Consider the following 25213-nt stretch of genomic DNA (forward strand, 5'->3'; position numbering starts at 1 on the left):
CGGCATTTAGGTTGTTAGTGGCTCGGCAGAATGGCTGGCATAGTTAACGCCCAACTCGTATGCCTGATGCAGCAGTTCCTCATAATGCTCCGGCGGGGCTTCTACAGTATTGTACAGAAACTCAACCCTCGAATTAGTCACGCCGCAGTAATCGGCGATACCGACATTAAGCAGATTGCGAATTGAATCACCGTAGTTCCGTTTGTTCATCTGTTCTTCGGTCACGCCAGCAAGGGCAATCCATAGAATTTGCTCATGATGCAGTGTGTTCGTACCGTAGGCAAAGGTGTTGTTCATCACACGGTCAATGTACCCTTTCAGCATCGCTGGCAGATGCCACCACCACAGAGGGAAGACAAAAGCAATCGCATCGTGTTTCCTGAGCCGATTGATCTCCGTTTCAATCTGAGGAGAGAAGCGCTGAATTTCTTGCGTATAGTCAGGTTCATCTTCTGCGCGTAGAATCGGATCGAAACCTATCTCATGTAAATCCACGATTTCTGCTTGATGCCCCGCTTCTGTCAGGCCTTTAACGAAACGATCGGTAACCTGGAAGGTCAGCGAATCTTTACGGGAATGGGATACAACGACTAATACGTTCATTAACAATCACAGCCTTTCTGGAGCGTGGTTAGGTAGCCATGTCTCCTTGGATGATGCTATTATAAACAGGGTTGAGAACATCTGGAAGTACGCACTTTGATGTTCTATAGGGAGATGAAAGTGCCCTAAGAACATGAATGTGCCTTGATTGGAAGACCGCAATATGGTCCTCGGCATGCAGATGAAAGGTGCAAAAAGGTTGTTCTATTGAAGAAGTGTCGGTGTAAATTATGTTGGTTGGGCGGATAGGGAATATGGAGGAATGCGCGGTGACGGAACAAGACAAGACGAAAACGGGTGCAGATGCTCCCAAGAAATATAGGGTTGGCGTTGAAGCAGCTTTGGAAGTGATGGGTGGGAAGTGGAAGCCGCTCATTATTTATCATTTGTTCACAGGGCGCAAACGGACCTCGGAGCTGCGGCGGCTGATCCCGGACATTACGCAGAAAATGCTGACGACCCAGCTTAGAGGATTGGAAAAAGACGAGATTGTACAGCGCAAAGTTTACTCTGAGGTGCCTCCCAAGGTGGAATATGAGCTTACGGAATACGGATGGGGACTCAAGCCTGCGCTGGATCTTCTGTGCTATTGGGGGGAAGAGCATCTGGACAAAGTGTATGGAGATCGGTCGAAGGTGCTGGAGGACTTTACATCTTCAGAAACGTGAAGAACGGGAGGGCAAGAACAAATGGACGATACCGTAAATGCTCAAGGCGTAAACCGAGCGAATCAAACGGATCAAGCGAATCCATCAGGCTATTCTCACCAAAACAAGCAAGCCAATAGATCTACACAAGCTAATCAGTCCACAAAGGATACTCCGGCAAACTCAACCGATTTAACCGATCCATCTAAACAGACCGTGCCGATCCGTTGTGAAGGGGTGGCTGTTGTGCTGATGAAAAGGTGTCTGGACCAATATCATGTGCTGATGCTCAAGCGAGCTGGACGGATGCTGCATAACGAATGGTGTTATATCGGTGGCGGTATTGAGCATGGTGAGAAGGCATGGGAAGCCGCGCTTCGGGAAATCCGGGAGGAAACGGGCATCACAGAGGTACGTTTATATACGTCTAATCAGTTCGAGCAGTTCTATTCACCGACAGAGGATTATATTTATATGGCCCCTGTCTTTGTAGGGTATGTGAACGAGCATCAGCCTGTCCGGTTAAATCATGAGCATAGCGAGCACCGATGGATGACGTTTGAAGAAGCGAAGAGGCACGCAGCATTGCCCGGCATTGATGATATTCTGGATTTTGTCGAAAAGCATTTTGCCAAAAAGGCTCCTTCCAAGTGGCTGCAGATTAATATAGAGAATGAATAGGAGGTATATCTCATCATATTTAAGACGTTTTATCCAAGAGCATTGTTAAACTTGATGTGTATGCTGATGATAGAGATCATTATATTCAGAAATGTTTTTTTTAGTGGAAATGGTGTATTGAAATACTTTGGCTTATTATTGTTTGTTTATATTTTGGTTTATATTGTTTTTCTTATTCGGCGTGTGCTGTTCTCCAAACCGAACATTGCGCTGGAGGCAGATCATGTCATTTCGATGAAAAATCGGAGATACGATGCATCCCAGATTGAGTGTATTTACATCAACTACAGACGGATTGGCTTTAAAATGTATGGCAAACGGATTGTGCCGATGGATTTATGCTTTTATTTTAAGAGAGATCAAGAGACCACAGGCGTAGAAGCCGTCCATGAATGGGCCGCGCGGAACGACAAAGAGATAAAGTATAAATTTTTTCAAACCTTGGCGTAGCAAAATACGTCTGTTGAATATAAGCAGTGTTTAGACTGGAGATTCTGGAGGAATAGTGATGCAAACCATAGAGCAATTTCTAACCAGCGATTGGTATCAAAATGTGATAGCTGAACTCGTTCAGCTTAAACCTCAGCTGAAATTTGTGGAACATGCCAGTTATGAAGCACCTATCCTGATGGATTCTTTTAGAGAATGGAAGTATGTTTTGGAGGGAGTTGACAGCCCTGCGCCAACCGAAGAGGAATGTGTACAGTGGACTATGGGGCAGATCGACGAAGACAAGGCATCCATTATGTCGTATGTAATTGCGAGGTTAACGTTTAGTGAAGAGTTAGATGATGATCCGGACGGAGAATTCGCAGCGGGCGAGGAACTGGAAGCAGGGGATCGTTCTGAGGTGGTGGAGGTGTTGGGATTCACAAGGTCAGTCGTCGCTCACACGGTCATCGAATATGACATGGTCAAAAATCATCCGAAGCAGTTAACAGCGTTTTTTAAAAGGACACATATCCCTGGTGCAGCCAAATTCGCATCACAGATTAAAAAGCTGTACGAACAGGAGAGGCGCCTATGAAATATTTAACAAAAGAATGGTACGAAACTTGTCAGCAGACAGGGCTTCATTTTGGCATGAGAGTACATAAAGGGGCGGCTTCACTGGACGAAGCTCTTTATCAGCGGCTGTATAAACGGAAGGAAAAAGAGCATGTAAAGCTCCAGCGAGATGTGTACGACACCGATCCACGTTTCATGCTGGAGCATGATGGTCAGGTCATGACCCGGGTAGACAAAGCATTTAGCGGGGAAGACGTGACGGAGGAAGATCAGCTCGTGTATCATATGCCTCCCGAAGAGCGTGCTCATATCGAGAAGCTGATTGCCGAGTACGATGCTCGTCCTGCTTTTGATGAGAAGCAATGTAAAGAAGACTATCAGGAAGCCATGGAATGGAATGACAAGCACCATGCGGAGCGCTTGCCCGCGGAGATTTTGGAACAGATTGCGGATATTCGTGTATTCTCGCTGGGGTACTGCACACGCAAGGTCATGCGGCAGCTTAAGAAGAAGAGTGAAGAAAATATCAAAGAGATGGAACGTGTATTGGAGGAGTACAGGGATGCTATGGTAAAGCAGAATATTCCGGCTGACATTCATCGTAAGTTGCAATTTCATGATTGTCAGTTGACGGAACTGCTGACGGGCGATGAGCTCGTCATGCGGTTTGACCCAAGAGGCGGCTTTACTGAGATCAACAAACTGATGCTGACTGCACCTGAGATTCTCAAGCAAGAGGGCGAGCTTGTCGGCAGATACTGGCTGTATCAGGAGCTGTATCGAATCGACAACGGATATGAGCTTCATGTGCTTTTGGATGGAGAACCGATGTCGGAATTAATTGTACGCTGCACTGATATTGTTGCCGAGATAGAGTAAACCGAGATGCGATCAGCTTGGTGTTTATCTTTTTTGTTTCGGCTGCATTTATTGTAACTCTTGTATGTATGAAAAAGAGGTCATGCCTGTTCAGACAAGGTATGACCTCTATTCCAATTCAGGTGGTAATTCTACTCCCAATTCCATATCTCTACCCGATTCAAATTGAAATGACGGAATTCTGGATTTTGGGCAATTTTTTGCAGTTCACGTACAGGCCCGGTTACAACGGCACCGTATACTTGCACACCGTTCTTTTTCAAGTAGGCCAGACGCCTCTGATCCAGTTCCACCCCGTTGTAATCGAGATGGCTGGACATCCATTTCAGATCAGACAGCATGAATTCAATTTGTTCCTTCATGGTTCCTTGTGACTGCTCTTGCTCTTTGGATTCTGCAGGTAAATAGTTGAACCATCTGCCACCATCATCTTTAAGTTCAAAGAGTGGTTTCAAACTAAGATGTGGGATATTGTAGTCAAACATGCCTGCTCTCGAATAGGAAAGATTTTTCTCCTGCAATTCACCTGAATACATGGGCATGGCCGTTACGCCGATATCGTATTTGGACAGAATCTGCATCAACTGCTCGGGAGTTTTCAGATTTTTTAAAGAAATGGACATCTCGGCAACATGTCCGTCATCCAGATTACGAAGCTGCTTGAGACTACTATTTTCATCAAAGTCATCATATGATGGCTTGCCACCCACCAAAGCGTAGGGTAGGTAGAACGGGCCAAGGTCATTGCCATTCAGATACGCACCTGTATTCGTAATCTTATAGCTGAATTTCCCCGTAATACTGAGCTCGGCTTGAATCTCGCCAGTAATCACTTCCCATGAGCCAACGAGGCGATACACTTTAAGATTTGTTTTTTGTGTTAGAAAGGGCGTAACTTCAAATGGCAGCGGAACCTTCTTATCCACGCGCAGTCCGTCACCATTCATCTCCACCACTGAAACGATCGATCGCAAGAACTCATTACGTACCTTGGATTGATCAAAATAAATATGCAGAACCGAGATATAAACATGATAGAGCATAAATAAGAGAAATAGAGCTCCCCCTGCATTAAGAAACAGCTTTAACCTTGTTTTCCATATCATTCGTTTGAACTGCTTATGACTCCATTCAGGGCGTTGGTGTTCAAAATCATCTTGATGGAGCGCATGCAGATCATCGGGTACATCTGGTTTGGACATTATTCATTCTCTCCTTTCATCTGTAACATTTCTTCTCTAAAACGTGCTCTTGCACGAAACAGAGAAACTTTAACCTGGCTCATCGTCATATCCAGAATTTCGCAAAGTTCCTTGTAAGACAACTCATTCATCTCGCGAAGCAGCAGCACAGTCCGATACTGCTCGGGAAGTTTCTTTATTACCTTCTCAATGAGCTTCATTTGTTCTTGAGCAACAAGTACCTCCTCAGGCGAACGGTATGTATTTTCTACATATTGTTTCTCCAATTCTCTGTTCATCTCCATTTCCCCGCGATGCTTTCGGTACCAATCAATAAATAAATGCCGGGCTACTTTGTACAACCATGCTCTGGCATAGTCAGCATGTTTCGTTTTCATGGATACCATAGCTCTGTAAAAGGTTTCTTGAACTAATTCCTCGGCGATTTCCTGTGACCCACACATTCGATAAAGATAGAGATACAGGGAGGACTGGTACTGTTTGAATAGGTTCGGCATATAAATCACTCCTCATTCCAGGTTTCATCCTCCTTCACTAAGACAACGGGTGGATTTGAAAAATGTTACAATTAAATTAAAAGATTAGGAATTTCATGGATTGCGCTTATGTCAGATTTATGAGCTAATAGTCAGTAAGGAGAGAGTTAATCGTATGGAATTGTTTACAGCATTAATCTGGATTCTCGTAAGTATTATTTTCATTCTGTTAATTGTCGGGATTGCGCGTTATGCTGTGGACTCGTCTCAAACGTCAAGAAAACTGGATACGCTGATGAAGGAAGTACGTGACCTGCGAGCCGAAGTCAGAAGAATTGAGCAGTCCAAGCAGCACAGCCAACATATTATTGATGAAAAGGTGTAACGGTAGAAAATGCATATGTTGATTGGAAATTAGGTTCGGCCCATAACTTGAGCGGGAGTGAATGAATATGATGTATGCAAATGGAGACATTCAAGCTGTTTTTATTGACAGAGATGGCACCATCGGAGGTACGGGACATTTTATTCATCCGAGAGATTTTCAGTTATATCCGAATGCACAGGAAGCCATTCGGCTTCTTAAGGGGACGGGAACGAAGGTTTTTGCCTTTACCAACCAACACCGAATTTCACGCGGACAAGCGACCGTTCAGGAGTTTGAGCAGCAGTTTCAGGAATATGGCTTCGATCAGGCCTATATTTGCTCACATGAGGAAGGGTGCAGCTGTCGAAAACCCAAGCCAGGCATGCTGCTTCAAGCGGCAGCGCAGCATGGTTTGGATCTGACGAAATGCATCGTTATTGGTGATGTAGGCGAGACGGATATGCTTGCTGCTCATGCTGTAGGAGCAACCAAGATTATGGTCCGAACAGGCTGGGGCGAATCTTCATTAACGAAATTCAGAGATAAATGGTCAGAGACTGAGCCGGAATACATTGCCGCAGATATTTTGGAAGCGGTACATTGGATTGTTGGAAATAAAGGATAAATTGTACAGCCGGTTTTATCGCACATGTTACAATAAAAAATGGACCGAGTTTGAGGTTAGGAGTGATTGTATGATCGCCAGAACATGGCATGGAGCGGTGCCGCTGGAGAATAAGGAAGCTTTTCTGGAATATGAGTATGAAACAGGGGTAAAAGATACGTTGGCGGTAGAAGGAAATCGCGGAGCGTATTTAAAGGTGGTAGAGCAGGGAGACTATGCTCATTTTTTCCTGTGTACAATGTGGGAGGATATGGAGTCGATGATGGCATTTGCCGGGCCTGAACCTACTATTGCAGTAACGTATCCCAAAGATGACGAGCTTGGCTTGATCTCCGATCCAATCGTAATTATACAGGAAGTGACCAGTGCAGATAATCCGTTCGAGAAATAAAAGAGAAGTTACTTGCAAAAATCAGATGAAACACAGGAGAAGGATATGTATACTAACCCAAGCGTGAAAAATATCAACATGCTTTTTCAAAAGCATGGGATTCACGAACAGATCGTGGAAGCAAATCAGTTGTTAGGCACGACGGAAGGACGGGTGTTCAGGCTGCGTGCAAGCTCGGGTGAGCAGTATATTTTGAAGTGGGATGATTCAGAACAAATCCGTATTGCCCGGCAGTTTCTGGAGACGTACAGTGATGTACGGCTGCTGCCCAGCCTTCTCTTTGCAGGCTCGGACAGCACTTATTTTGTATATAGCTATATGCAGGGTGAAACTCATTACAATCGGGGACAGAAGAAGGTATGGTTAACCCGGCTGGTGAAAGAGCTGTTTAATACATATGTGCGTGTGGCAGATACAGCTTCATGGGGAAGAATGGAGCTTCCGCGCAGGACGTGGAGGGAATTCAACCAGATTAGTATTGAAGAGGCCAGAGAGAATCTGGGTGACGTGCTTGGCGCGGAAGATTATAATCTGGTTCAAATTCTCGTCAATCGTCTGTTTCAGAAGCATGAGGACGCGAGGTTTATTTTGCATGGAGATACAGGGGTTCATAATTTTGTGTTTGAGCAAAAGGAATTGATCGGGGTTATCGATCCGTCTCCTATGGTGGGCCCGGTTCTTTATGATTTTCTGTATGCCTTTTGTTCTTCACCCGATGACCTTGACCCGGCGATGTTGTGGGATGTATTCAAGCTGTTAGATCACGTAGATATGCATCAATCCAGATTGTTGGAGGAAGCGATGGTTCATCTATACTGCCGAATCGGGCTTAGTAACAAACATCATCCGCAGGACTTGCCTGAGTATCTCCGGGCGTGGAATGAGTGGAGACAGCACATAATGCACAATGCACAGGAGTGGGATAAATGAGAGCGCCTGGAAGCTTAACTTCTGGCATCCTGTTCTGATACTGGAGCTAGATGGATTGTATCCACATTTGAAAAGAATAAACATTGTATCGAGAGAGGTGATTCCATTGGTAAACGTATAAACAGGGAGAAATCCATGTGATGTATTCAAAGGTACATGTGGTTTTTCTCTGCCTATGATCTCAAACTTCATAAAAGAGGAGAATTGACATGTTAAAACAATTAAGCGAGTCCATTTATTATATGGTTAATGATAATGAAAGAGAGAGACCCGTATTGGGTCTGGTATGTGGGGAAAAATATAGCCTTGTCATTGATGCGGGCAACTCGGTTCAGCACGCCCGGGAGTTTCTGACCGAAATTCAGCGTTTGCAGGTACCCCCAGTACGATATGTTGTAATTACTCATGCTCATTGGGATCATTTCCTGGGAATGAATGAATATGGTGATGCGATCGTTATTGTAAATCGTCTAACCGAACAGCGTTTGAATGAATGGCGGGAATATGCTTTTGATGATACGGCGCTGCTTGAGCATGTAGAGAATAAACGGATTAGTGCACACGCGATGGAAGTTATACAGAATGAAATGTCAGACAGGGAGTCGTTTAGACTAGGCACGTCGGGAATGGTATTTGAGGGGATGCTCCAGCTTGATCTGGGGAACAAAGTTTGTATGCTGGAACAGATTCGCAGTACACATACGGACGACTCGACTATTGTATATGTTCCCGAGGAAAAGACGCTTTTCCTTGGGGATAGTCCTTATTCTACGACGACGCGTTCTTTATTTCATTATAAGCAGCATCTGTTGCTTCCCATGATTGAGGATATACAGCGATATGATGCCGTGCATTTTCTACTCGGGCATGAGTCGATTTGTGATGTGGAGGAAATGGACGTGTTTTTCGGACAATTGAAAGCATGCAATCAAGCGGTGAGCTCTACGTCGTTGGACGAAGCGATGAAGTCGTTTAAACGAGAACAGGGGCGTGCGCCGGTGAGGGATGAGGTGTTTTTTCTGAAAGCACTGGTTAATGATCGTATTCTCACGGCTGATTAATTGTTGGGATAAAAGGCAGAGTTGCAGGTTTATATTGGTTTAGAGTAATCGAGGCCGTCAGAGTTAGGTTTACTGTAATGGTGCGGTTATTAATTAGGGGATGGGTTACAGGATAAGAGTAAGGGTCACATTAAGGAGAATAGTAGAGTAAAAGTTGTGATGTTTAGAGCCTTGGCTTTGTGCCAGGGCTCTTTTCATTGTTTATATTACTTCATATTTTATACTTCTTCCATAATTCATGAAAAGTACCGACATCGTCGGGCTCAAACATGAACTACAATTTTAACGATTCCCAGGAAGCTTATTTGCCCTGAATCGGGGGTGTCAGAATTCTAACGATTCCTAGGAAGCTTATTCCATCTAAAAAGCTTAAAATTGCCCTTTTTTCTACGAAAAATAGCTAAATAGCGTTTCTGTGAATCGTTAGAATTTTGGGGAGCCCCAATTCGCCTGAATAAGGCTTCTCCAGATCGTTAGCGCACCAGACGCTGCGAAGTTATGGTAGATACGCCTAAAAAACTTGGTATTGCACTTGGCAAATCCTCTGTGAGTGATGACAAAGGGAAGGGTGTCTCATCCGTGGCATGGAAAGGAGATTCCACCATATGTTAAATGTGTTTTGTTGAAAACAAACTGGATTTATTGCTCTTTTATCTATAAAATGGAATTATAAAACGAAACTTAGTTTCATCAAATGAAACTAAGAGAGAGGTTGATAACATGAACTTTCATTTCAACGGAATTGACCATGTTCAGCTGGCAGCCCCTGTCGGCTGTGAGGCAAAGGCTCGGCATTTTTTCCATCAGATATTGGGCTGGACTGAGATTGCAAAGCCTGAACTGCTGCAGAAACGCGGCGGTGTGTGGTTTCAGTGTGGCGATCATCAGGTTCATATTGGTGTGCAGCCGGATTTTGCACCTGCTACCAAGGCTCATCCGGCATTTCATGTACAGAACCTGGAACAGTTGCGCGAGCATCTTCGTCTGCACAACCTTCAAGTTGCTGACGACGAGGCAAGAACGGATGAGGGAGTCCGCCGCTTTTATGTGAATGACCCTTTTGGCAATCGATTGGAGTTTCTGGAGTGGATTGCAGTATAAACAGCATAGAGCTAATTTTAATGCCAACGCTAACGCTAAGCTAATGCTAAGCATAATGCTATGCCAACACAGCGCTGACGTTAACGTTACAGCAACGCAAAAAACAGGGCGATCCTATTTACGGGAATCGTCCTGTTTTATTTTATCTGATATGTGCAGACAATCTGCCTTTGACAAATTTAATGATGGTGATGCGCATGCGCATCAGGGGCGTCACCTTTTACAGTGCAAAGTACCGAGGTGTCGTGAAGATGCTTTTCAGACTCAACCTGCAAGGTGACATGTTTGATCTCTTTGTGTTCAAGCAGATGCTCAATTTTCTGCACCAGAATTTCGGACGCATATACATCCATCGTGCCATCTACGACAATATGTGCGGTCAGTGCGTTCAGGTTGCTGGTGATCGACCAGACGTGCACATCGTGTACTCCTTTGACGCCATCCACTTGCTGGATCGTCTGCACCAGATCGTTGACATCCACGTTGGCAGGTGTGCCTTCCATGAGAATGTGCAAAGAAGACTTGGTGACATAATACCCACTACGCAATACGAGTACCGCCACAATGACACTCGCCAGCGGGTCAGCCCAGCCCCAGCCGAAGAACATCATCAGCAGAGCAGCGGCGATTGCACCGATGGAACCGAGCATGTCACTGATGACATGCAAGTATGCCCCGCGCATGTTCAGGTTGCCCTCTGTGTCACTGCCGCGCATCATAATCCAGGCAACCAGAATGTTCACAAGCAATCCGATCGTACTGATAATCAGCATGCCCATCGTTGCAACCTCAGGCGGGTTGATGAAGCGGCCAATGGCCTCGTAGAAAATGTAAAGCGCAATCGCAATTAACGTAACGCCGTTTAACGTTGCTGCCAGAATCTCAAAGCGTCTATAACCGTAGGTTTTGCCTGTATTGACGGCTTTTTCCCCGAATGTGAACGCGAGTAAAGCAATTCCGAGTGCGATGGAGTCCGAGAGCATATGGCCTGCATCGGAGATGAGTGCCAGGCTGTTGGTGATGAATCCTCCGAAGGCCTCTACGATCATGTAAAAGGTAATGATAATGAAGGAAAAGAGCAGTACCTTTTTGTTATTGGTGCCATGTGCGTGATTATGTCCATGGTCGTGCCCATGATTGTGACTATGTTGGTGTCCTGACATTAAAAATCCTCTCCTTGGGAGCCTTGCTCCGTGATGTAAGTTGCCTGTTGCAGTTGAGTGAGACATGTTTGTTACGTGTTGCAAGTTTAAATGCGTGGGGTTCTGTTGCAGGTTGTTGTAACAATCACTTTATATGATATATCTTGTTGTCCTGAATAGAGTTATGTTACATGTTTCAATGCTACTGCTGTTTGTCCCCGATAAACAACTGTTTTTATTTAATATGAACATATGAGCAATCACTCATATGTTATGTGTTTATTATAATTCCGTCCTACAGTAGTGTCAACCCAATTTGAACAAATATAAACATGGATCGGCACAGACAACGATACTGGCAGCTGCACTGGCAAATAGCTTTCTGTTTATGCTACCATCGGGGCAGGATTACTATAGAAGGGCGGACTACGAGATGAAACATCTGCTGCTGGCAGACGATGATGCCAATATTCGCGCACTGCTGCGCCATGTCATGACGAAGGAGGGATACCGGGTTCATGAAGCACAGGATGGTATCGAGGCAGTCAAAATCATACAGGAGACACCCATTGATCTGGCGATTCTGGATGTCATGATGCCAGGCATGGACGGACTCGAACTGTGTGATTACATTCGTCAGCATTACGACATTCCTATTATATTGCTGACCGCGAGGGATCAGCTGTCGGATAAGAAAGAAGGATACTTGCGGGGCACGGATGAATACGTGACCAAACCTTTTGAGCCGGAGGAACTGGTGTACCGGGTCAAAGCGTTATTCCGCAGATATCATCGGACTTCCAGCGATATGATTCGCATGAACCGGATCGTGATTGACCGCAACAATGTGGAAGTGAGTGATGGGCAGTCGATTCTTTTTTTGCCAATGAAGGAATTCGAACTACTGTCTCAGCTTGCTCAGTTTCCTGGGCGCCTCTTCTCGCGGGACGAACTGATTCGGCTCGTCTGGGGAGCGGATTATGAAGGGGACGACCGAACGGTGGATGTACATATCAAGCGGCTGCGTGACCGATTTGCAGATTATGCGGACGATTTTGTGATTCAGACGGTGAGGGGCATCGGATACAAGATCGAGGTGAAAGCGCATTGAGAACGTTATACGTTCGGATATTTCTCATTACGGTGGCGGTGATTATCGTCAGCAGTGTGCTTGGGTTCTTTTTCTCCAACATCTACTACCACGCGAAGCTTAAAGACTTTAATGATGAGAAGCTGGTTGGCATCGCCATGGATATGAAAGAATTTGCCGAAGAGCAGTCCAAGCCTGATAAGGTGGAGCGATATCTTCACAACGCAGCTGCATTAGGATACGAAATCTATGTCACCGATGGTCAAGGCGATGATCAGTTTTACGGTCGTGAATTCCGCGAAAAGGACTTGGACAGGCAGGCTGTTCGTCTGGTGCTGGGCGGCGATGTGTACCATGGCGTGGCCGAGTTTCCGAGCCAACCGTTTATTACCGGATTTTTCGATAATCAATTAAGCAATACGGTTGGTGTTCCGCTGCAGGTGGGCGATGCTCGCTATGCCATGTTCATGCGTCCCGATGTTATTCTGCAATTTGGAGAACTGCGCATCTTTTTCGCGCTCATTGGAGCATTAACGGTGGGTATCAGTGTCCTGATCTTCCTGTTTAGCACACGTTATCTGGTGAATCCGATCGAACGGCTGTCCGAAGCGACAAAACGCATTGCGCAAGGCAATTATAACCTGAAATTAAACACAGCAAGACGTGACGAGATCGGGCAGCTGGCTCAGCATTTTATGACAATGAGTCGTGAATTGGAACGGGTGGATCAGGCACGGCAGCAGTTTGTATCCAACGTATCTCATGAGATTCAATCACCCTTAACCTCCATTCAGGGATTTGCGCAGTTGGTGGCGGATCGGGAATTACCGGAACAGGAACGCGAGCACTATGCGTCTATTATCGAAGAAGAGAGCAGGCATCTGTCCCTGCTAAGTAAACAGCTGCTGCTGTTATCTTCGCTTGAACAGGGACATGAAGACCTGACTCGAACGACTTTTTCGCTGAGAGCGCAATTTCGTCAGGCTGTTCAAGTGCTGCAGTGGCAGCTGGACGACAAGGAACTGCTGCTGCGTATGTCTGTTCCTGAGTCCATAAAGATTACGGGCAATGAAGTGCTGCTGATGCAGGTCTGGATGAATCTGCTTGGCAACGCCGTGCAGCATCTACCGAAAGGTCGGAGCATTGAGATTCGAGCAGAGCAGACGGAGACGGCGTGTATTGTTCATATTCAGGATACCGGGGACGGGATTGCAGCGGAGCATTTGCCGTTTCTGTTTGACCGTTTCTACCGGGTGGATCATGCGCGTGAACGTTCTTCCGGCGGGACTGGTCTGGGCCTTGCGATTGTGCAGAAAATTATTCGTCTTCATCACGGCTCAGTTGAGGTGTCCAGTTCAGCCGAAGGCACGGTATTTATGGTAACTCTTCCGCAGATGTAATGAGTTATTCATTTTCCGTTCATTTTCACCTCCTATACTTGGGTTATCAAGAGGGAGGTCAGAGCATATGTACTTGGCTATACGGGAAATGAGGTTTGCAAAGGGACGTTACGCCTTGATTGCGACCATCATGGTGCTGGTGTCGTTTCTGGTGTTATTTGTAACCGGACTTGCTCAGGGGCTGTCGTATGATAACGCGGCTTCGATTAAAAATATGGCAGCAACCCATTTTGTGCTTGAACAGGATTCAAATCATCGCTTCACTCGGTCGCAGGTAGGTCAGGAGGAACTGGATGAGGCTCGTGCTGTTGTGGGACAGGGCAATGCCGAACCGCTTGGGGTCAGAATGAGCACGGTCAACCCGGCAGACGACACCAAAAAGATCGATGTCACACTTTTCATGGTGAATCCGGGCAGCTGGCTTGCGCCAACTGTCACTGAGGGCAAAGCGATCAATGATCAGTCCGCAGGTCAGGTTGTGGTTGATCAGAAGCTGGCGAAGTCCGGCGTGAAGATCGGCACGGTTCTGGTGGATCAAGCTTCGGGAACGGAGTGGACGGTAAGTGGTTTTGTGCAAAATGAATCATTCAGTCATGCCCCGGTGGTATTTCTGAATGAGCAAGAATGGCTAACATTGCAAGCAGGGTCACGTACGATGCAGGCAGCATCTGCAATAGGTGGAGCAGACACTGGAACAGGAACAAGCACAAGCGTGGAAGCTGATACCGCGACTGGTACTGGCAATGAAAAAAATGCAACGAGCGCAGATGGTACAGGGACTTCTTCTGGTGCAGAGCGTGCGCCAGTCTACAATGCGATTGCGGTCAAAGGTACCGATGATCAGGTGAGCGGCCTAAGTGCTGCATTGCCAAAGACAGAGATCATCACCAAATCGGACGCGGTATCCGCCATTCCAGGTTACAAGGAAGAGCAGGGCTCATTACTAATGATGATTGCTTTCCTGTATGTCATCTCGGCATTTGTGCTTGCGGTATTTTTCTATGTCATTACGATTCAGAAAACCAGTCAATTTGGCATTTTAAAAGCGATTGGTACACGAAACGGTTATTTGGCAGGCAGCGTGTCGCTACAGGTGTTGCTGTTGTCTGTGGGCAGTCTGGTGATTAGCGTTCTGCTTGTTCGACTGTTTGAATCCGTTCTGCCGGCATCCATGCCATTTCAATTAGAGGTATCCACGCTAGCATTAACCTGTGCGTTATTCATCCTGATGTCGATGGCGGGTTCGTTATTCTCGGTGTGGAAAGTCACCAAAATTGATGCACTCGATGCGATTGGGAGGACGGCAGCATGAGAAACCGACTGGAATTACAAGGCGTTACACAGACATTTGATGACGGCAGCAGCCAGCGCACAATTCTGGATCAGCTCGATCTGCAAGTTGCAGAAGGGGAACTGGTTGCTGTGATGGGACCTTCGGGTTCAGGCAAAAGCACGTTTCTGTCCATTGCAGGCGCACTGCTTGAACCAACGGATGGGAAGGTATTGCTGGACGGCACTTCTATTATGGGCAAAAGTAAAACGGACATCTCGGATGTGCGGCTGCGCCAGCTTGGATTTATTTTTCAAAGTGCGAATCTCATTCCGTACCTGAAGGTGGAGGAGCAATTATTAGTAGTAGCGAAGCTTGCAGGGATGGATAAAAGCAAAGCCGAGCGCCGTGCAGGTGAACTGCTGGAGACGGTGGGATTGTCCCATCGACGGAAAGCTTACACCGACAAGCTGTCTGGCGGGGAACGCCAGCGTGTTGCCATTGCGCGGGCGCTGATGAATGATCCGGCTGTGCTGCTGGCGGATGAACCGACGGCCAGCCTGGATGCGGAGCGCGGGCTGGATATTGTAGGCACGATTGCACGGCTCGTCAAGGAGCAGGGAAAGAGTGCGGTAATGGTTACGCATGATGAGCGGATTTTACCGCTTTGCAGCCGGGTTCTTTTTTTGGAAAAGGGAAAGCTGGTGGCGCATTAGAGGTGTTCATGTTGAAGTGCATTATGAAGGTCACAGCTTCCTGTTGGGAAAGTGGCCTTTTTTTAACATAAATGTAATGTGTTGGAGTGAAAATGGAACATGGATGAATGAACACATTATGGAGTCAAGATTTCGAAAGGATGAGGACAGATGAACCGTTTGAATGCAGCACTTTATCCGGCACTGAGCGCGTTGATCCATTGCGAAACCATTGAGGCAGAGCGCAGGCCGGGTGAGCAGTGCATGAAACGCTGGTGAGTAATATCAGCATCATACCGTTTATCGGAGATAAATGTGTTGTGTTTCAGCCGCATACGGACTATGGGAACTGCCCGGAGGAACGCTGGAAGCAGGCGAGCACTATATGCAGGGATTGAAACGTGAATTAATGGAAGAGTTAGGAGCAGAGCTGCGCAGCTACATGAACGACTACGAAATGGCGTATCCGTAATTGTTATGAAAGAAGATACTAATTTTGAAATGCTATTAAACATTCTATTGCTTCACTGAATCAAGAAGAGAGAAAAAATCTTGTATTCAACGTTGAGCTAGCACGAGTCCAAAGAACGTTGGAAATTGCTCGAATATACTGAGTAGCTGGCGTTAGCTTAATATTTTAAAAAGATTATTTGAAGGAGTATTTGATAGATTTATAGGAGCTCCTACTGAGCCCCTATTTTGATTCTAGACTCAAACGTATTCCGAAAGAACCTTTTACCCTCCAATTTAATGGATACCGAGCTGTAGGCTTTAACTAAACCTCCACAATCGATAATATGGTCTTGACTCTCCAACACGTGCCAAACTTCTATCTGATCTTGTCGGATGGCTGCAACAATAAAATCAATGTCTTCCTTCAGAACGAGATATGTATGATTCAAACCCAAAATAAATGTAACTTATTGGATTTTTGATGCGTCTATTCTAATGAGTTGAACTTCAGATAGGGGGAATACAGATGAAAATAAATAAGATGTTACTTGTTAGCAGCGTAGTGTTAAGTATGCTTCTGATGGCCGCTTGTGGAAATGAAAAGGAAAAGGCACCAGAAACAGTCCAATCAACAGATCAAGAAACCAATCAAACAGAAGAGACAGATCAAGTTCAAAAAGAGCAAAATCCAATGGTAGATGAAGCGAAGTATGAGGGTGAAGAAAAAGAACTGGTTAAAATATTAAATTTATCAACTAAATACAGGAATGAAGGTAATGAGAAAGAATATATGGGGCTAGTCAGCAATGAACCTAATACGCCTATAAATCAAATGAATGCTAACAAAATAGTGGATATGCAAGTGGAGAGTATTGATGGAATTACGGATACCCAAGGAACTATTAGTGCGAACGTAACTCTCGAGGGATCTGAACCGGGATTGAACATGTACGTATTTCATAAGGTGGATGGTATGTGGAAAATCTACGATATTGATTAATTTTTATCATAAATAAAGTAATAAAAAGATGTTGCCCTACTACAATTGTAGGGCAACATCTTTTTTAATTAAGAATTAAATCCAATCGGTTGCAGAGACTCTGACCATCGTATAAATTGGTCGATTTACACCTCTTGGGTCATAGTTAGTTGACACGGGATTACCATTACGAACAACAGCATAGTTCATTTGAGATGAACCTCCGCCATCGAGCATGATAGCTAAGTTGCAACCGCGATTGATCATAAATTGACGAACCCCCCATGCATTCTCGAGCTCGAAGACAGCTAGCCAAATTTTAGAACCATCCCAACCAATTGCGGTTCGCTGAGTTTTACTTGTTGGAGCAAATCGGAAAGCATTTTGGCTGCCGGCTTTTGCCTTAGTGCAATCACTTGAAGAATCTTTACCGTGAATTGCTGTGTAGAAAGCATCCGCATTAGCATACGAAACATTTGGAAACAAGCTGTATCCACCGATGGCCCACTTAACATTATTTAGCTTAGCTTCACTGGCATAATCAACTACACCAGTTGCAACCGAAGTGCCCCCATTATAGCAAAACATCGTGCCTCGTTTTGTGGATACACCACAAGCTTGACCTGTTCGATTGGAACCTGAACGTACAGCGCTACCATTCTGCATTGCTATACCTAACATCGTTGGTCCATCGAAAAAAGTACCATTCACTCCGAAGTATGGGGAATCTTTAACTGATTTAGCCCCTACGTCGACCACAGAAATCGCTGCTAAGTCTGCTTTAATTGTGCGAACTGGATTACCATTATGAGTGTAAGAAATAGATTGAGCTACTGTCATAAAATAAAACCTCCAAATTTTAATTTTATAAGATTAAAATTAACGGCCGCTATTTTCTCTCTCATATGTATAGGTAAAATTCTTTCATATTTAACAACCACAAATTTAAAAATTCGGTAAAATGTCAGCTGATAGAAAAGGTAGGTCTATCAGTCACAATTCAAGATACTCAATATATGGACTTATACGAACATAAAATACTATATATAATCTTGAAATATATGGTATTGTTGTACTAGAAATTAGAGGGGGGGACCTAATGAACTATATTATTTTTAGAAGCAGGTGATACCTTTGCAGCTGTAAGACAATTGAAGCCGAACTCAGAAGGATACTTGAATCGTGGTCGGAGAAAAATTCAACTGCACTGCATGAGTGTGGTAGGTAAATGAAACAAATTTCAAATGAGAACTATTATAATGCTGATGGACCTTTTAACTATTTTGGTATCCAAGATTCTCAGACAGGTGAATTCCAAAAAATTACGGAGAGCTACCTGATAGAATTGATTGAAGTGTCTAAAGCTCTGTTTGGAATCACTCGTTTGCCGCTTTCGTCTATGATAGACAGACTGTCAAAGAGAAATATTATCGATCGTGAACAGAAGTCTAGATTTCATAATTTAAGGCAGATTAGAAACATGCAAGCACACCCATCTTTTCAAACGCAGTTAGGTTTGCCTACTTACGACGTATTGAAGGATATATGTACAGAGATAGATTCTTTATTCCATGCTATACATAATCACGATAAGTGAGGAATCAATTTATTAAATAATAAATGGTAACAATCGGACTTCAACCTGTCCTAAGCTTTTTGGCTAAGGTTGGGAATCCGGGTAAGAACGCAAATCGTTAAGCATGATGCGAATAAAGATGAAAATGAGGGGAAAACACAATGAAATTAAGCAAACGCAGCAAGAATAACAGACCTTATCAAGTGATCGGCCGGAGATCGGCCCGCAGGTGGGCAACCTGTCTGCTCTCCGCGGTCCTGGCCCTGACGTTCGTACCGACTTATCCAGCAGAACACGCATCGGCGGCCACAACTACGATGGTCTCACAAGGAGGTTTTACGCAGGATCAACTCGACGGATTGGCTTATCTGAACGAGATTCGGGCGAAAGTAGGCGTAGGCCCACTGGAGCTGGATGCGAGATTGTCTCAAGCGTCTCAAGCACACGCGGCATATTACAATAACACTCAGTTCAAAGGAAGGACGGCTCATGAGGAGGGGCCTGGCACACCAGGATTTACGGGAGTGAGAGCAGGAGACCGGGGAAAGGCAGCTGGATGGCCAAATACAATGGTAGCTGAAGTCATGGCTTTTAATATGGCAACAACACGCCAAGCGATTGATGGCTGGCTAAGCACCGCTTATCATCGCCAGATTATATTGGATGAGGAGTACACATCGGTCGGCATTGGATTACAAAATGGTACTGCTGTCATGAACCCAGCCTCTATGAAGTTACAGAGGGATAGTACGGAAGCCAGAGTATATCCGTACGACGGAATGAAAGGAGCGGACGTCGGTTTCTACGGATTTGAGAATCCGAATCCTCTGGTTGCCTTCGGTGTTGAACACTCGGGGGGCATCATCTCTGCTTCAGCTGGCTTTGCCATCGATTCGTTCGAAGCCAGCATCCTGGATTCGCAAGGACAAGATGTTCCGTATTACAGCGAACTGCATGGTAATACGGTGTTCTTGTATCCCAAGGATGTGCTGGACGGGTACAGCGTCTATACGGTGAAGTTTGATTATATTCTGTATAAGGAGTCACAGCGACGGAGCAAAACCTGGTCGTTTACAACGGGGAAAGGGAACACGATGAAGGGTTTATCTGCGCAGTACGACGAATTGGTGTTGAATTCAGGAAGTAAGTTACCGATGCAGATCACGGCCTCTTACGACGATGGGACATTCGCAACGCCAAAAACGGCGATTACATACTCCAGCAGTTCCCCTACGGGTCTGAAGGTCTCGCCGGATGGCGTACTCGAAGGAGTTAAGCCTGGCAGTTACAAGGTAACGCTCAGCTCCGGAGAGGTGCAGGGAACGGTACCGGTACGAGTATTCGAACGCCTCAAGAGCAAGAGTTATCCATCAACTGATCCGGCGAAGATTAAAGATATCGCAGGACGTGCCGACCAATCAGCAATTGAGTGGGCCCTTCGTTCAGGTATCGTTGGAGCGGACGCAAACGGTAAATTCCGGCCAGAAGATTCTGTGAGTGAAGCGCAGTTCCTCATCATGCTACTACGCACCTACAAAATAGATGACGAATCATACGCTTCCAAGAAAAAGAAGCATTGGGCTGAAGGTGCCTACAATGTGGCCAAGGCCCGCAATCTGCGGTTGTTTAGTTCAGGTCCGGGCAAAAGTGAATTCCGGGATAAGCCAATTAACCGTTATCGCGCAGCTGGCCTGATCGCATCGATGGACGGTGTAAATTTCGATTTTCCTTATGCAGTGAACTACGTGCTGGCTCATAATTACATGCGCGGAACCCAAGGAAATCAGAGTAGTATGTTTGGTTCCAACGATATCGTTACTCGGGCGCAGGCATCGGTGATCTTGATGCAATTGCAGTCCAATATGAAGCAATTGGTTGGAGCACCGAAGTCGGTCACATCCGAGGAAAAGCTACCTGCACATCTATTTCCGGAAGTATATATTAAACCGGCACTTGGTAGCAAAACGTTGATTGTTGAATTCGGCACGGACGGCAGGCTCTTGGTGGAAGGGAAATTCACGGATCAGGCGAGCAAGCAATTGGAGATTCAGATCGATCAACACCTGGATAACGTGCAAACTGGGAAGTTGCTGGAGAAAATTCCAGTGCAGATGGATTCATCGGGTCACTTTTCCATTTCGTCCACGGGAACATATAGCGATGCCATCCTAAATGTATTTCTAAGGACACCAGAAGCAATTTATGCCATTAATGTCAAAAGAGGCTCAATGAACGCATCGGATTATTCAAGATAAGAAATTATGACCTAACAAATATGTTCACAGCTTAAGAATGAAAGATGAAGAAGCGTCCGTGCTGGTGCGGACGCTTCGACATGTCAGGAGAGTTGAATTAGAAAGTAGAGTAGTCTTAATTCGCATGCCTTTTCTTAATGTTGATAATTTTAAATTTCACTGATGAATGTGAATATGTAAGTAGAATACGTAAACGGATGAATTATTAAAATTAAAAAGACTTCAGGAGGCTTTGGAGAAATGCTTTCATAACTGTTGACACATCAGCCCTGCATTTTTTAAAGAAAGTACTGCGCCATATGCTAAGTATTCAATGGACACTCTACTTTTTCTTGAAGATCATGCATGAATTACTTCTTACGTTGCTAATAGTTGAGATGGTTCCCCAACTCAATTATATCGGTGAGGTTAATGCTTCTCTTCGAAAATTAGATAAGTTTGATAGAGAGTTTGATAATATAATTACAGCTATAAATGCAAATTTTCAATCTTTACAACTAGCGTTATCAATCAAAAAGAACAAAGGGTTCCTTCAATCAAAGTTGGTACAAGTATCATTCCGCATCCCCACTTTATCAGAGTGATCGGGTATGGCGATGTGGAAATCGTGTGTGATCCGCTCAATCCCGAGGATGGGGAGCAGGTGGTGTCGGTTGAGGTAGCTGATATCGATGAATCGGTAGGGCGTTTCCGGGAGCAGAGTCGGCAGGATATTGCTGTATCAGCTGGCTTATGAGCTGCGGAAAGCAGAGCGAAGCTGATCCAAATTCAGATGCAACATCTACATAAGGAGGGCTCCATATGGTTCGTGATGAGATTAATCGGATGCTGGATGTGCTGCCGGAAAATGAGCTGAATGTGGCTTGTTCATATATTGAAATGGTGCACCGCAAATATATGTATCAGAAAACGCTCGAGGACAAGGGAGTTCAAGTGACTGAGTTTTGCGAGGAATCGGAGGAAATTGCGCAGCGCTGGGATGAGGTGTTTGCCCATAACCTGGATGATATTTTAAAAGAGGTAATCCACTACAGCCAGTTCAAATGGCATATGTTCAGTTACGAGCAGCAGGATTGCCTGCAGAACGATGAGGCCAGAGCGGCCTTCGATGCGGAAGACAAACATGATTTATATGTGATGTATCAGCATTCACCTGATATACAGGTCTATAACAATGCAAGCGCTGTTGTCTCGGCTGATTTTGATGAGCAGCAGGATATCTATATTTTTGACAAGGCGTTCACATGGACGTATGTGCATACGCATGAATCAATGTGCGGGCCGTATTTTTATAAAATCGAGCAGGCATAGAGAGGAGGAGTTTCGTTGCAGGAACTTTTTAAAGAGATGATCAAAAATGAAGTAAAACCTTTGTTTACCCGTCATGGCTATACCAAAAAAGCTCTGAATTTTCGAAGAGTCGAAGGCGATCTTATTTACGAATTCAACTTTCAGAAGTCCCAGGCCAATACAGCCAATCACGTTCGCTTCTATATTAACTGCATGATTCATTCCAAGGAGCTGGCGGAGCTGCAGTATATGATATCAGGCGGTAAAACGATGGAGGCGCAGGCTCATTTGATCTGCAGGATTGAAGAGATTGTCCCAGCTGCTCCAGACCGCTACTCGCTGACACCTGACACTGACCTGGTCATCCTTTCAAAAGAATTGTTGGCCCATCTGGAAAAAGCTATGGAATATATGCGGAACATAACCAGCGCCAGGGATATTGTGGAATATTATATGAAAAGAACAGCACTGCATTTGAGTGAAGAAACCTTTCATTTCCTGCTGCAAAATGGTGATAAGACGACTGCTCAGAAATATCTGCAACAACTGCACGCCGAATACGGAGCCGAAAATCGCTGGGCGATCTTTGAGAAGAAGTATGCAGCTATCTTTGCAGAGTATGGACTGTAACATATCCTTCAGGATGAATAGTAGACCGGTTCTACTTTATATAATGTTTGCTCGATCGTTGGACATAAGGCAGCATCATACACTCCATGAAATTTGATTCTGAAATAAAGACTTTTGAGGAAGTTTTTAATGTTATTTTTTTGCCTGAAGGCAGGCAAGAATTCAGAATCTTTTTCCACTGCACCAAAGCGTTTAATCCACTGCTGCATGTAAGACTGACCAACGATTTTTCTATCTAGGATGCACATGACTGGCTTCACCATTCTTTCATCTTCTCCATCGGAGTAGATACGCTTGCTAATTGTCATTTTCTCATAAATTAAATCCAGCATCGTTAAAAGATCGTCTTCATTTAATTCGCTACATTGAGCCAAATCTTCCAAAACATCAGCAGCATGAGCTACAGCATGCGCCCAACCCTTGGTTTCATCATATCCGCGGTAATCCTTCTCGTTTCGTATGTTCTGAAAGACAGCATCTTTAATCTGATGAATACGCTCATTGGACAGGAACAGCGTTTCTTTATGTCTCATGAGAAGAAGTGGGATAACCAGCATGGAAAAAGATCGTGTGAAGACAGAATCTGAATGGGTTTCACCTAGTTTGAAAAGTAAGTGGTTGTCATCTAAAACGATAGTTAAAATCTGTTCTAATTCGTATGTAGTCAGAGGAAGGCTAGGAATCCAGTGAGATAAGGTGGTATAGATCAATTCATCACGCAATTGTGCGTCTACCGTACCGATGTTATGTAACATTTCTTGTATCAAGTCGACGGCATTCGTGGGTGCTTGATATTGATTTTCTTGTATGTAGATCAGCTTTTCTTTAAAATTCATTTAAACACACTCCTGCAAATCAAATTTCAATTCTAGTGAACTTATTTATCAAAGGTATTATACAATTTCTAAGGAGGAAAGCCCATATGACAACTGCTAAAGGAACAACACGGACATGCGAGAAGGGACATACATTTGTTAAAAAGAGTGACTGTTCGACTTGTCCCAAGTGTGAGGCTGAACGGAAACCAAAAGAGGGATTTATGAGCCTGCTATCTGCTCCGGTAAGACGTGCACTTGAAGCGGAAGGTATTACGACATTATCGAAACTTGCCGAGTATACGGAAAAAGAGATCCTGAAGCTGCACGGGATCGGGCCGTCGTCCATGCCTACACTGCGTAAATCGCTGGAGGAAGAGGGATTGTCTTTTAAGGCATGATCTTAAAGCTCTTTTTGATCGTTTCCCTCATTCCTCAGCTTATTGGAGGCTACTCTATAACAGATAACAGCTCTTTCATCGTTACTTGATACAGCAAGTTCCCCTCATTCAGCAGCAGGCGATCCTGCCGATAATCCTGTCGTGCCTGTTGGAACGGGGTGTTTTTTTCGTTCAGCAATGTGACCTCCGTCCCCTCGGTGAGGCTACCAGGCTTATGCATTTTTTTGAAAATAAATGTTAGATGCTTCCCGTACCCGGCTTCAAACAGGAAGTGATAACCATCCGTACAGAAACCCGAGGAACCTGATATATTCGGCTTGAGGAAAGTTACTTGCGGAGGCACCGTACCGCCCTCGCCTGATATACACCCAAGTTCAAAATCAGTGTAATAGTAAAACCAGACCTCCTGTTCGTTGATCACATTAAGTGCATAACAATCGGCAATGTCGGCGGCAGTATTTTTATAAAGCACATTCCCGTATGCATCCCAAGCCAGCAATCCACTCTCCCCAACAGGCTGTTCCCAGCCATTGTTCCCAAAAACACCCTCATCGAAGTAACTTGTCCAGATCGTTCCATGTTTCGTCACCTGTACACTCTCAATCCCATCCCCAAGCAAAAATTCACGAATCGTTGTTCCCTCCATATCACATACTTTCGCATTCAGATCAAATTGATCTTTTCCATAATAGCTACAGCGTGCGCCAACCAACAGCAGATGTTCTTGCAATGGCTGTACGTAATGGTAGTGATAATGTTGTTCCCCGATGACGACATCCTGGACATATTGATCGGATACGATCAGCACTTTGTACGTGTAAGGCTTGTTTAATTTGGTTTGCACAAACATACCTTGTTTTCGCTCAGGGACTTGATTGATAAGCAGTACATATGCAAGGCCGTCGTGTCCCAACTGCACGGAGACAATATCAAAACCTTCGGTATAACCGGATATATCGGCAAAAGGCAGTAACGTTAATTTTGGATCAGGCATGGCTATATCCTCCTTCAATATTAAAAGCAATCGTAAAGCAGCATCTTCGACTGCTGTTGTTACATTGAATTATGACATGACCAGACTGGACGGAACATGGTGTAAGTATAACGAACCCTATCAAGGGGAGGAGGAAAAAATGAGTATGCCTCATTTCTTCACTGTAGTACAATAAGGAAGCTGTGTAAATTTTTACGCAATCGGATAGCGGCGGTAAAAAAACAACATGAGAGAAGGACGTGTTAGAAGTGC

General features: G+C 44.9%; 30 protein-coding genes. 23 read left to right on the forward strand and 7 right to left on the reverse strand.

Annotation, left to right across the window (positions count from 1 at the left end; translation table 11 throughout):
• Positions 1–6: 6 nt before the first annotated feature.
• Positions 7–603 carry an NAD(P)H oxidoreductase gene (locus tag ACQSGY_RS05280; protein WP_427050978.1) on the reverse strand — a complete coding sequence of 199 codons (597 nt, stop codon included), beginning with the start codon at positions 601–603 and terminating at the stop codon, positions 7–9.
• Between the two features lie 254 nt (positions 604–857).
• Between ACQSGY_RS05280 and ACQSGY_RS05285 the strand changes: the two genes are divergently transcribed.
• From ACQSGY_RS05285 to ACQSGY_RS05305, 5 genes are all read left to right on the forward strand, one after another.
• Positions 858–1271, forward strand: a complete 414-nt coding sequence (locus ACQSGY_RS05285; protein WP_427050979.1) for a winged helix-turn-helix transcriptional regulator — start codon at positions 858–860, stop codon at positions 1269–1271.
• 21 nt (positions 1272–1292) lie between these two features.
• Positions 1293–1931 carry an NUDIX hydrolase gene (locus ACQSGY_RS05290; protein ID WP_427050980.1) on the forward strand — a complete coding sequence of 213 codons (639 nt, stop codon included), beginning with the start codon at positions 1293–1295 and terminating at the stop codon, positions 1929–1931.
• Between the two features lie 153 nt (positions 1932–2084).
• Positions 2085–2381 carry a hypothetical protein gene (locus ACQSGY_RS05295; RefSeq protein ID WP_427050981.1) on the forward strand — a complete coding sequence of 99 codons (297 nt, stop codon included), beginning with the start codon at positions 2085–2087 and terminating at the stop codon, positions 2379–2381.
• Between the two features lie 58 nt (positions 2382–2439).
• Positions 2440–2958 carry a hypothetical protein gene (locus tag ACQSGY_RS05300; RefSeq protein WP_427050982.1) on the forward strand — a complete coding sequence of 173 codons (519 nt, stop codon included), beginning with the start codon at positions 2440–2442 and terminating at the stop codon, positions 2956–2958.
• Positions 2955–3818, forward strand: coding sequence for a DUF4085 family protein (locus ACQSGY_RS05305; protein WP_427050983.1), 864 nt, complete (start codon positions 2955–2957; stop codon positions 3816–3818). Before ACQSGY_RS05300 ends, ACQSGY_RS05305 begins: the two co-directional genes overlap by 4 nt.
• Positions 3819–3949: 131 nt before the next feature.
• Here the strand turns inward: ACQSGY_RS05305 and ACQSGY_RS05310 are convergent, their stop codons facing one another.
• Both ACQSGY_RS05310 and ACQSGY_RS05315 read right to left on the reverse strand, forming a co-directional pair.
• A complete protein-coding gene (locus ACQSGY_RS05310; protein ID WP_427050984.1) occupies positions 3950–5020 on the reverse strand; it encodes an anti sigma factor C-terminal domain-containing protein in 1071 nt (356 codons plus the stop codon).
• Entirely contained in the window at positions 5020–5517 is a 498-nt protein-coding gene (locus ACQSGY_RS05315) for an RNA polymerase sigma factor (protein WP_427050985.1), read from the reverse strand. The genes ACQSGY_RS05310 and ACQSGY_RS05315 overlap by 1 nt, the downstream gene beginning before the upstream one ends.
• A gap of 154 nt (positions 5518–5671) precedes the next feature.
• Between ACQSGY_RS05315 and ACQSGY_RS05320 the strand changes: the two genes are divergently transcribed.
• The 6 genes from ACQSGY_RS05320 to ACQSGY_RS05345 all read left to right on the forward strand — a co-directional run bounded on the left by ACQSGY_RS05320 (position 5672) and on the right by ACQSGY_RS05345 (position 9971).
• A complete protein-coding gene (locus ACQSGY_RS05320; protein ID WP_427050986.1) occupies positions 5672–5881 on the forward strand; it encodes a hypothetical protein in 210 nt (69 codons plus the stop codon).
• A gap of 67 nt (positions 5882–5948) precedes the next feature.
• On the forward strand, positions 5949–6488 hold the full coding sequence (locus tag ACQSGY_RS05325; protein ID WP_427050987.1) for an HAD-IIIA family hydrolase: 540 nt from the start codon (positions 5949–5951) through the stop codon (positions 6486–6488).
• Between the two features lie 70 nt (positions 6489–6558).
• Positions 6559–6879 carry a hypothetical protein gene (locus tag ACQSGY_RS05330; protein ID WP_427050988.1) on the forward strand — a complete coding sequence of 107 codons (321 nt, stop codon included), beginning with the start codon at positions 6559–6561 and terminating at the stop codon, positions 6877–6879.
• 45 nt (positions 6880–6924) lie between these two features.
• Complete coding sequence (locus ACQSGY_RS05335) at positions 6925–7809, forward strand: phosphotransferase (protein WP_427050989.1); 885 nt, start codon at positions 6925–6927, stop codon at positions 7807–7809.
• A gap of 209 nt (positions 7810–8018) precedes the next feature.
• Positions 8019–8870 carry an MBL fold metallo-hydrolase gene (locus ACQSGY_RS05340; RefSeq protein WP_427050990.1) on the forward strand — a complete coding sequence of 284 codons (852 nt, stop codon included), beginning with the start codon at positions 8019–8021 and terminating at the stop codon, positions 8868–8870.
• A gap of 720 nt (positions 8871–9590) precedes the next feature.
• Positions 9591–9971, forward strand: a complete 381-nt coding sequence (locus ACQSGY_RS05345) for a VOC family protein (RefSeq protein ID WP_427050991.1) — start codon at positions 9591–9593, stop codon at positions 9969–9971.
• A gap of 179 nt (positions 9972–10150) precedes the next feature.
• On the opposite strand, the gene ACQSGY_RS05350 is transcribed toward ACQSGY_RS05345, so the two are convergent.
• On the reverse strand, positions 10151–11134 hold the full coding sequence (locus ACQSGY_RS05350) for a cation diffusion facilitator family transporter (protein ID WP_427050992.1): 984 nt from the start codon (positions 11132–11134) through the stop codon (positions 10151–10153).
• Between the two features lie 412 nt (positions 11135–11546).
• On the opposite strand from ACQSGY_RS05350, the gene ACQSGY_RS05355 reads away from it, so the two are divergent.
• From ACQSGY_RS05355 to ACQSGY_RS05380, 6 genes are all read left to right on the forward strand, one after another.
• The gene (locus ACQSGY_RS05355) at positions 11547–12224 is read left to right on the forward strand and encodes a response regulator transcription factor (RefSeq protein WP_427051202.1); all 678 of its coding nucleotides are present in this window, start codon (positions 11547–11549) and stop codon (positions 12222–12224) included.
• A complete protein-coding gene (locus ACQSGY_RS05360; protein ID WP_427050993.1) occupies positions 12221–13603 on the forward strand; it encodes a sensor histidine kinase in 1383 nt (460 codons plus the stop codon). The genes ACQSGY_RS05355 and ACQSGY_RS05360 overlap by 4 nt, the downstream gene beginning before the upstream one ends.
• Positions 13604–13670: 67 nt before the next feature.
• Positions 13671–14915 (forward strand): ABC transporter permease, encoded by a 1245-nt coding sequence (locus tag ACQSGY_RS05365; RefSeq protein WP_427050994.1) that lies wholly within the window; start codon positions 13671–13673, stop codon positions 14913–14915.
• Positions 14912–15589 carry an ABC transporter ATP-binding protein gene (locus tag ACQSGY_RS05370; protein WP_427050995.1) on the forward strand — a complete coding sequence of 226 codons (678 nt, stop codon included), beginning with the start codon at positions 14912–14914 and terminating at the stop codon, positions 15587–15589. The genes ACQSGY_RS05365 and ACQSGY_RS05370 overlap by 4 nt, the downstream gene beginning before the upstream one ends.
• Positions 15590–15881: 292 nt before the next feature.
• On the forward strand, positions 15882–16040 hold the full coding sequence (locus ACQSGY_RS05375) for an NUDIX domain-containing protein (RefSeq protein ID WP_427050996.1): 159 nt from the start codon (positions 15882–15884) through the stop codon (positions 16038–16040).
• 507 nt (positions 16041–16547) lie between these two features.
• Positions 16548–17021: a hypothetical protein gene (locus ACQSGY_RS05380; RefSeq protein ID WP_427050997.1), complete on the forward strand. Its 474-nt coding sequence runs from the start codon at positions 16548–16550 to the stop codon at positions 17019–17021.
• A 75-nt stretch (positions 17022–17096) separates the two neighbouring features.
• On the opposite strand, the gene ACQSGY_RS05385 is transcribed toward ACQSGY_RS05380, so the two are convergent.
• Complete coding sequence (locus ACQSGY_RS05385) at positions 17097–17840, reverse strand: phosphodiester glycosidase family protein (protein WP_427050998.1); 744 nt, start codon at positions 17838–17840, stop codon at positions 17097–17099.
• Between the two features lie 388 nt (positions 17841–18228).
• On the opposite strand from ACQSGY_RS05385, the gene ACQSGY_RS05390 reads away from it, so the two are divergent.
• The 5 genes from ACQSGY_RS05390 (at position 18229) to ACQSGY_RS05410 (ending at position 22751) form a co-directional block, all read left to right on the forward strand.
• A complete protein-coding gene (locus ACQSGY_RS05390) occupies positions 18229–18597 on the forward strand; it encodes a DUF4145 domain-containing protein (RefSeq protein WP_427050999.1) in 369 nt (122 codons plus the stop codon).
• A 140-nt stretch (positions 18598–18737) separates the two neighbouring features.
• Positions 18738–20831, forward strand: a complete 2094-nt coding sequence (locus tag ACQSGY_RS05395) for a CAP domain-containing protein (RefSeq protein ID WP_427051000.1) — start codon at positions 18738–18740, stop codon at positions 20829–20831.
• 580 nt (positions 20832–21411) lie between these two features.
• Positions 21412–21567 carry a hypothetical protein gene (locus tag ACQSGY_RS05400; protein ID WP_427051001.1) on the forward strand — a complete coding sequence of 52 codons (156 nt, stop codon included), beginning with the start codon at positions 21412–21414 and terminating at the stop codon, positions 21565–21567.
• Between the two features lie 65 nt (positions 21568–21632).
• A complete protein-coding gene (locus ACQSGY_RS05405; RefSeq protein WP_427051002.1) occupies positions 21633–22142 on the forward strand; it encodes a DUF4275 family protein in 510 nt (169 codons plus the stop codon).
• A 15-nt stretch (positions 22143–22157) separates the two neighbouring features.
• On the forward strand, positions 22158–22751 hold the full coding sequence (locus ACQSGY_RS05410; protein WP_427051003.1) for a DUF4304 domain-containing protein: 594 nt from the start codon (positions 22158–22160) through the stop codon (positions 22749–22751).
• Between the two features lie 8 nt (positions 22752–22759).
• On the opposite strand, the gene ACQSGY_RS05415 is transcribed toward ACQSGY_RS05410, so the two are convergent.
• A complete protein-coding gene (locus ACQSGY_RS05415; RefSeq protein ID WP_427051004.1) occupies positions 22760–23587 on the reverse strand; it encodes a DUF2785 domain-containing protein in 828 nt (275 codons plus the stop codon).
• 86 nt (positions 23588–23673) lie between these two features.
• On the opposite strand from ACQSGY_RS05415, the gene ACQSGY_RS05420 reads away from it, so the two are divergent.
• Positions 23674–23967 carry an RNA polymerase alpha subunit C-terminal domain-containing protein gene (locus ACQSGY_RS05420; RefSeq protein WP_427051005.1) on the forward strand — a complete coding sequence of 98 codons (294 nt, stop codon included), beginning with the start codon at positions 23674–23676 and terminating at the stop codon, positions 23965–23967.
• A 49-nt stretch (positions 23968–24016) separates the two neighbouring features.
• Here the strand turns inward: ACQSGY_RS05420 and ACQSGY_RS05425 are convergent, their stop codons facing one another.
• On the reverse strand, positions 24017–24961 hold the full coding sequence (locus ACQSGY_RS05425) for a hypothetical protein (RefSeq protein ID WP_427051006.1): 945 nt from the start codon (positions 24959–24961) through the stop codon (positions 24017–24019).
• Positions 24962–25213: the final 252 nt, after the last annotated feature.

It is taken from the genome of Paenibacillus sp. TC-CSREp1 (assembly GCF_050171015.1).
In the GTDB taxonomy this organism is placed as follows: domain Bacteria; phylum Bacillota; class Bacilli; order Paenibacillales; family Paenibacillaceae; genus Paenibacillus; species Paenibacillus silvae.